At 35.2% G+C, this 7,454-nt stretch carries 8 protein-coding genes; 6 read left to right on the top strand and 2 right to left on the bottom strand.

Going from position 1 to position 7,454, the window contains the following annotated elements:
• Positions 1-261 precede the first annotated feature (261 nt).
• Complete coding sequence (gene csa3 / locus MRT15_RS07950; protein WP_304329545.1) at positions 262-906, bottom strand: CRISPR-associated CARF protein Csa3; 645 nt, start codon at positions 904-906, stop codon at positions 262-264.
• Between the two features lie 130 nt (positions 907-1,036).
• Here csa3 and MRT15_RS07945 point away from each other — a divergent pair, with 130 nt between their 5' ends.
• Genes MRT15_RS07945 through MRT15_RS07920 form a run of 6 tightly spaced genes read left to right on the top strand, consistent with a single transcriptional unit; the run spans position 1,037 to position 6,978 of the window.
• The gene (locus MRT15_RS07945; protein WP_304329544.1) at positions 1,037-1,390 is read left to right on the top strand and encodes a hypothetical protein; all 354 of its coding nucleotides are present in this window, start codon (positions 1,037-1,039) and stop codon (positions 1,388-1,390) included.
• 2 nt (positions 1,391-1,392) lie between these two features.
• Positions 1,393-2,361 (top strand): type I-A CRISPR-associated protein Cas7/Csa2, encoded by a 969-nt coding sequence (gene cas7a / locus MRT15_RS07940; protein WP_304329543.1) that lies wholly within the window; start codon positions 1,393-1,395, stop codon positions 2,359-2,361.
• A 5-nt stretch (positions 2,362-2,366) separates the two neighbouring features.
• Positions 2,367-3,224: a type I-E CRISPR-associated protein Cas5/CasD gene (locus MRT15_RS07935; RefSeq protein WP_304329542.1), complete on the top strand. Its 858-nt coding sequence runs from the start codon at positions 2,367-2,369 to the stop codon at positions 3,222-3,224.
• On the top strand, positions 3,217-4,389 hold the full coding sequence (locus MRT15_RS07930; RefSeq protein ID WP_304329541.1) for a hypothetical protein: 1,173 nt from the start codon (positions 3,217-3,219) through the stop codon (positions 4,387-4,389). The genes MRT15_RS07935 and MRT15_RS07930 overlap by 8 nt, the downstream gene beginning before the upstream one ends.
• Positions 4,389-6,188, top strand: a complete 1,800-nt coding sequence (gene cas3, locus MRT15_RS07925; protein WP_304329540.1) for a CRISPR-associated helicase Cas3' — start codon at positions 4,389-4,391, stop codon at positions 6,186-6,188. The genes MRT15_RS07930 and cas3 overlap by 1 nt, the downstream gene beginning before the upstream one ends.
• Positions 6,181-6,978, top strand: a complete 798-nt coding sequence (locus tag MRT15_RS07920) for a hypothetical protein (protein ID WP_304329539.1) — start codon at positions 6,181-6,183, stop codon at positions 6,976-6,978. Before cas3 ends, MRT15_RS07920 begins: the two co-directional genes overlap by 8 nt.
• A 12-nt stretch (positions 6,979-6,990) precedes the next feature.
• Here MRT15_RS07920 and cas4 read toward each other — a convergent pair.
• Positions 6,991-7,454 (bottom strand): CRISPR-associated protein Cas4 (cas4, locus tag MRT15_RS07915; RefSeq protein ID WP_304329538.1); only part of this gene is annotated, 464 nt, incomplete at its 5' end.

The following is a 7,454-nucleotide window of genomic DNA, read 5'->3' as shown; positions in this document are numbered from 1 at the left end:
GTTGAGCCAAGTGAAAACGAATCTTTCAATTCCCTTTATTGGGTTCCGATATTTTCTTTTCTCTTTTTGGGTTTTTAAGGTTTTTGGCATGATTAATTCAGGAGTTATCATGGCATAAGCAAAACTTGCATTAAACTGATGATTTTTGTGCCAGTTGATGGTGAAGCTTATGGTGAAACTATTCGTGGAAAATTCGACTTTTGTCTAAAAGTATATCGACAATTTATAGTTAACTACACAGTAAACTAAATTTTAAGAAGTTTATATTTTTGTGAATAGTTTTGCTATTGTTCTTGCTTTTAATCGATATTCCTTCCCCACTTTCTCATATTCCACTAATCCCTCTTCAATCATCTTCTTAACGATTTTGTGTATTGTGCTTTTTGCCATCGCCACCTTCCTTGATAGTTGACTTAAATTAATTTCTCCAGCTTCTATAATTGCATTTAAAACGCTCTTATACTCCTCTTTTAATGGAGCTCTTATCCTTAGGACGTCTATGGTGAAGCTCAAATATCCTTCCAAATTTTCCAATTCAACTTCCACAACCCCCTTTAAACCCACTAATGTTGATGCTACAAGTAATTCTATTATCAGGCTTCTCATTCCACCACTTAAATTTAAAATCACGTCGTAACCTAAACTTTTAAGCTTCATTAATCGTTCACCGATCATTGATACTGATCGTTCGAAATCTTTTGTTGGAATGGAAATTACTTCATATTCTACTCCTTCGAAATACTTTTTGAGGAATTCAAGTACGATTTGTAGAGCTTTTTCAGCTTTATCAACGATAGGTTCTGCTGTAAATATTAAAACTTTGTCACCGCTAGATAGGCCAGTTCTAAGTATGCTACGGATAGCGAAACGCTCATCAAACCCCAAACTCAAAATCAAAATTTTCAATTCAATGCACCAAAACAATAATAGTAGAAGTACAATATAAAGTGAACGATCAACATAAATTAGGGATTGTATATGAAAATAGAAAAAGATATATGTAAAAGTAGACTAAAAGTATTTGGTGAATTGTTTTATGGACATAAAAAGTTTAAGAGAAGTAGGGAGGATGCTGGGTGTACTTATCGCTGAAGAGGAAAGCTATACTTATGTGGATAAGTTGGCATATGCACCATCAAAGGATTTAGCAATATTCTATTTGAGGGAAGCTCTTAGAGATCTACATTCATTGATGAGGAAAACTCAATTCGAATATGATAAAACTGCTAGTGAGTTGAAGAGTATGGATTTTAATTTGATAGAAAATTGTATCCAGCAATTAAGCAATGTGAAGGATAGAAGGGAGCTTAGAGAACTAACATCTTTCATAGCTTCCACGGCACTTACATATTCTGCAAGTTTTAAAGTTCAAAAGATGGGGGGTGGATAGAGGTGGGGGATATATTCCTGTCTATTAGGGGTAGAGTTACAATAAATGTAGAAGCATTAAATATGACTGAATCTGTGGGCAATTATGTTAAGCATAGACGTGTTCCAGCAATCGTTAGAGAGAATGGTGGTTACGCAGTGTATTTTGTCCCATCAATCTCTGGTGAGAGTATTGCACATGGATTTCAAGAAGTCCTTGCAGAAACGGCAATTAACAGTAACCCAAAGATCCCAGTTTGTAAATTATGTGAGAAGGGGATCTTCCTAAAAAGTTCCAATGAAGCTGTTTTCAAGGAATCGTTTAATATGGATGTTCCTGCAGATGATCATGAACTTGAAAAAGTAGTTTTAGAGAAGTGCATAGTTGAAGATGTGGGTGGATTCCTATTCGCTTATGGTGAAAGGAATGTTAAGAGGACCTCCAATTTTTATGTTGGCTATATGATACCAGCAAGTGAAGCTATTAGAAATGTGGTTATAGAACCACAATTACAAACGAGATATGCTCTGGGAACACCATTCGTTAAAGGGAGAAGGGAGGAGAGGGGGCAAATGATCTACTATGTGGAGTTGTCTTCTGCACCATACACCTTTAGCTTTGATTTAGACACTAAATATATTGGGAAAACAGCCTTCGTAATCGGTAAGAAAAGTGAAGTTGGGGATAGAGTGCGAAGGATAGAAGCTACACTTGATGCACTACAAAAGTTCCTGTTGGAATTGATGTTTGGAGCTAAGAAATCGAGATTTCTACCAGTAGTAGATTGGGAATCCATTGTATTAGCAGTGTCAGATGACGTTTGGACTGTTCCAAGTTCATTTACATCAAATTACATTGAAAAAGCATTTAAGAAGAAGGAGAAGATAAGCTATAACACTTCACTTCACGTTTATGATGGAACTAAGGGGAGTTTTGAAGAAGCTGTAATAAATGCTATAGCGGAAGCAAAGAAGAGAATTGCTGCAAAGTGATATCGATGACTGTGGGATTCATAGTGGACTTAGAATTTACATGGGGCTTTCAATGTAGAGTTGCAGGTTTATCTAAAACTTCACCATCCTTTTATTATCCACCTCCAACAGTGATACTTGGGGGGATAGCTGAGAGCATAGCTAGAAAACATAATATTGGAGAGAATGATGGTAAAAAGCTAATTCCAATGTTAAGCAGAAATCTATTAGCAATAGGCGTAAAACCATTGAACTGCATTCCAATAACGTATCAAGCTTTAAGTAGGATAATAGCTGTAAGGGAAGCTGGAGGGGTGAGGTATCCAACTCCAGACCCAAAATATATTCTTAAATCGTTTGATGCTCCAGCTAGAGGGCATACCCTTCTATCAACGGTGGAAGATGATGCCCCCCAAATGAAATTATTCGCGGTATTTAAAGGTGATGAAATAAAATTTGGCGAAAAAGTGTTTAAGTTATCTGAAAATGATTTCTGGAGAATTCATAGATTAGGGTCTAAGGAGAGCTTAGTTTCAGTACTGGATGTTGTGGAAGTTGATGATAGTACGTTAAATAAAATAAGAAATGCAACTATAGAAACCACTTACAGTTTCCCGATAGGCGACGCTTTCGATGTGAAAATTGTGGGAAGACCTAAAGGTTTGTGGGTGGAAGAGGAATATATAAACCCATTTAAAGTTGAAGGGTATGATGAAAGGGAAAATCCAGTGGTGAATTACATGTTTGGTAAAAAGTTAATTAAATTTAAAGTGCCATTGAGGAGCGTTGGAGATTTTATGGAGAAACCTACATGTAAACTGGAAATTCGGGGTAACATTGTAGCTTATGAGTATAAGGGGGAGGTGGTCATAGGTTATGGTTAAGATCAAGATAAGTTATCCCGTGGATGGAACTTTTCTGAGTAGCCTATTATTTGAGGGGTTACTTTATACGATGAGTAAATCTGATTGTAAAATTAATGTGAATAGTGTGGAATTTGGAGATGCAAAATTCATTTCACAGATTTACGCTGAGTTAGATGATCAACGTATTAAAAACATTAAAGTGCCAATGGTTGGAAATGACAATATTAATAAGAAACTCTTCGAAAAATTTGGGTTTACTGGATTGGCAAGTAAGAAAACGTATTCAGATCTACTTAACACGTTAAAAAGTATTTGTGAGAAGATTACAATCACGAGAGAACTAAATATCTCAGCAAAGTTGAAAAAGGATTACATACTTGTGGATTTAGATGATAAATCTGAGGGTATTCAAGCAGCAATATTTAAGGCGGAGAGGTATATTGGAATATCGTCTGCGGAAGCGAAACTAATATCAAAACATTTAACACAATACTTTTCGAAGGAAGTTACATTAATTTTATTGCTCGGCCTGTACTCCTCATTTATTGCAACGGTAGCTTGGCAAAGACAGCAAAGATCATCATTTTTCCTAACGTTTTCCACAGAGGATATCATGAAATTGTTGAGGGGGGCTAATAGAGAGCAAATCGAAATTTACTTTGAAATAAAGGATGAAGCTATGAATGCTCTTAGAAACATAATATTGAAGAATCCACATAACGAGCTTCTATTCACAGAAATGGCGTTAAACGTTCAGCTTCAGAAACTGCTTAGGGAGAAAAATATAGACAAAATCTCATTCACGCTCTTCAAAGTTACCCTTGAAGGACAAATCTATAAGATATATGAGCAGATCCCATTAACCATATTGAGTGAATCCCCATTTTCAAAAGTAGCTTCCAAATTCTTTAATAAGAAATCAGGGGATCTTATCAACTACCTACACTGGCTTTTCTCATCACCAAATAGCATTATACTCAATAGTCTTGCAGATCCAAATAATCCAGTCTATTCAAATATGATTTCAGCTGTGAATGCAATGTATAGATTTGTAATGTTAGGCGATATTCAGGGATGGTTTGAATTTATAAGGGAGTTGTATAATGCTCATGAGAAAACTAAAAATGAGAAGGGTGAAAGTGAATACATTAAAATTGTAAAGAATATTGGAGTGTATGTATAGTGGTTGATTTACAACCATTTTACAATGAAGTATTGGAGAAGCTTTTTGGAGAAACTGTGGAGAGGAGGAAGTTCATAGATTACGTGATATCTGAGTTATGTAACTCATGGGATAAATATGATGTTTTTATAATTGAAGCTCCAACAGGGTATGGGAAGACAACAATTTCTGCAACTCTCTCCTTATACAGCATAAATGAGGAGTTGAAATCGATAATTGCATTACCATTACGATCATTACTTGAAGATCAATATGACAAGTATAAGAAGCTAGCGAGTACAATGCTTGTTGGTAAAAGGTACATGAATAATCCAGATTCACGATACCTATCAAAGCCTATAACTTTAACAACTATCGACACTCTATCCTTCACCCTCTTTGGACTTTCACCTGAAGATTTTGATAAAGTTGTTAAGTATTGGAGTGGAACTTCCATGGGCTCCCTCGGCCACTACCTCTTCTCAGTCGCATCCGTAACGTTGTCAAACGTAATTTTAGATGAAGTACACTTACTTGCTGATGAAATAAAATCCCTCAACTTCCTAGTAGCATTAATCCATCTATCCATCAGGAATAATCAAAAATTGGTTTTGATGTCAGCGACGATACCCACAGCTTTCGAAAAAGTCTTGGAGAGAGAATTAAGGCAACATATGAATAGGATGAGATTCATTAGATTTGGGAAGGAATGCATTGATGAAGAATTTGTGAATGAAAGGTTGAATAAGAATTATGAAATTGAAATTGTGGGGTTAAGAGGGGAGGATAAGGGAAGTTACATTAAAAGTTATATTAAAAGCAAAATGAATGGGGATTCATGTAAAAGGGTGATAGTGATTTTCAACACAGTGAAAGATGCTATATCATTTTATGATTCACTTGAAATGGATGATGTCCCTAAACTACTATTACATGCAAAATTCTGTGAGGAAGATAAGGAAAGGAAGATTGAAAGGTTAAAGGAGTACAAGAAGATGGACGGATACATAATAGTTTCCACACAAGTCATTGAAGCTGGTATTGACATATCGTCTGATTTAATGATAACTGAAATTGCACCAATAAATTCATTAATACAAAGGGTGGGGAGGTTTTTGAGGTATGAAGGGGAAAAGAAAGGGGCTTTATTAATATGGTATGAAATAGATGAGCAAAATAATCTTAGTAAAAGTGGAGAAAATGATGAGAAGTATAAGGTTTACGATTACGATTTAACTAAAAGAACTTTGGATTCTTTGCTTAATGTGAAGAGTAAAGGGAGAATAAACTTTCATGTACCATCTTCAAAGGATGTGATTGGATATAAGGATTTAATGGATATGGTATATCATGAAGGTGATTTTAAAGTTAAAAGTAGAGAGGTAACTTCATTATTAAAAATTAGTTTGGATCTGGAGGCTATGTCATATTCAGCATTAAAACAATTAATGAGGTTGGATGGGAGTTTTGTTAGAGACTCTATGCTAATACCCATAATCCCAAAATCATTAATATCGGAAGGGGGAAATTATGATTTAGAGAATTTACAGAAACTGGTAATCCCAATATCCTTTAATACTTTCACAAAACTGCTTGAGAAATCACTTATAAAAAGTTGTATTTGCAAATCACGTGAAGGTGAACATGAGCGTCCAATGACTCGTATTAAGCCACTGGATGAAAACATTGTTAAGGAGTTGAGAAATCCAGTAAGGGGGATTGAAAATCTCCTACGAATAATGAGCAAAGAAGGTATCTCTGCTTTCATTCTGGACGCAGATTATGATGGTGAAAGGGGGTTAATGATAGAATATGAGTAAAGATGTCATTTACAGCTATTATGAAGAAGGTCCAGAATTTTCCGTAAGGGAAAAGTTGGTTGATCATGTAGATGAGTGTATGAAGATAATGTCCAATTTCAATAATTCGAGGATTTACAGGTACTTGATGAAGATGCCTTTTGAATGGAGTATAAAACCAAGCGACGCTATAAGGTTGATGATAGTATTTCATGATGTTGGGAAAGTATTTTATCAGAAGAATTATGAGTATGATGCTGAACGCAGTGTGAAGTACTTATCGTTTAAAGGACATGAATTCCTCTCCTTCCACATTTTTGAAGAATTTTCAAATAAGTTTGTAAAATCCGATGCGGATGACAATATACTTTCAGCATGTAGTTTTTCAATATTATTCCATCATCATGCCATGAATCCAGAGCAACGTGGAAAAGTAAGGTTGAAATACGATATTACTTTAGAGGACTTGAAACTGGATGAGTTGAGGAGTTTATTGATTAAGTTTTTAAAGGGTAAACGGGAGTTAGAAGCGTTGGATAATGTTTTTGATACCTTAATTGAAAAGATTAAAGGTTACAGGAGCGTGAAGATGTTTGTTGAAGATATTACGTATGCTAGTTTGAAGGGGAGTAGATACAAGAGCATATGGGATAGTTTCGTGAGTTGCTCCACATTTAAGAAGATATCTTTAATTTTCCTCACAGCACTTTTAACTGTTGATTATCTCTCAGCATATAGATTGAGGGGTGGAAGTGAACTATCGGAATTCCATAAAGTTCTAATGGAATTCCATAACTATTATCTAAGCTGACATTTACATTCTTCAACTTTGGTGACATATCCTATTATACCAGCATGTTTTGCATTTGTTTGTCCATTTCGTTTGTGGTATTATTTTCCCATCTATTATTTCATGTGTTTTCTGTATGATTTTTATTGCATAGTTTTTCAGTTGTTTTGTTAGTGTTCTTTCATGCCATAGTTTTGATTGCTTATAGTATAATACTATTTTGTATGCTGTTTGTTTTAGTGTTTCTTCTGCCATTATTGCGTATGTTGTTGTTTGGAGTATGTGGTCTGGGTATGGCTTCTTCACATCTCCATACTTTATTTCTAGTATGTGCATTTTCCCATTTTTCCAGTATATTGCATCTGCTACACCCATTATCTTGTATTTCTCGCTTTTCAATGGTACTCCAAATAGCACTTTTTCCGCTTCTATTCTCACTTCCCCCAGTATGCTCTTCCTCCTTTCTGCTCCAGCTTTATCTTTTTCATATTCTTCCT

Source organism: Candidatus Culexarchaeum yellowstonense (assembly GCF_024707025.1).
GTDB lineage: Archaea > Thermoproteota > Methanomethylicia > Culexarchaeales > Culexarchaeaceae > Culexarchaeum.
The sequence above is the reverse complement of the archived record's forward strand: the minus strand, read 5'-3'. Positions and strand labels throughout refer to the sequence as shown.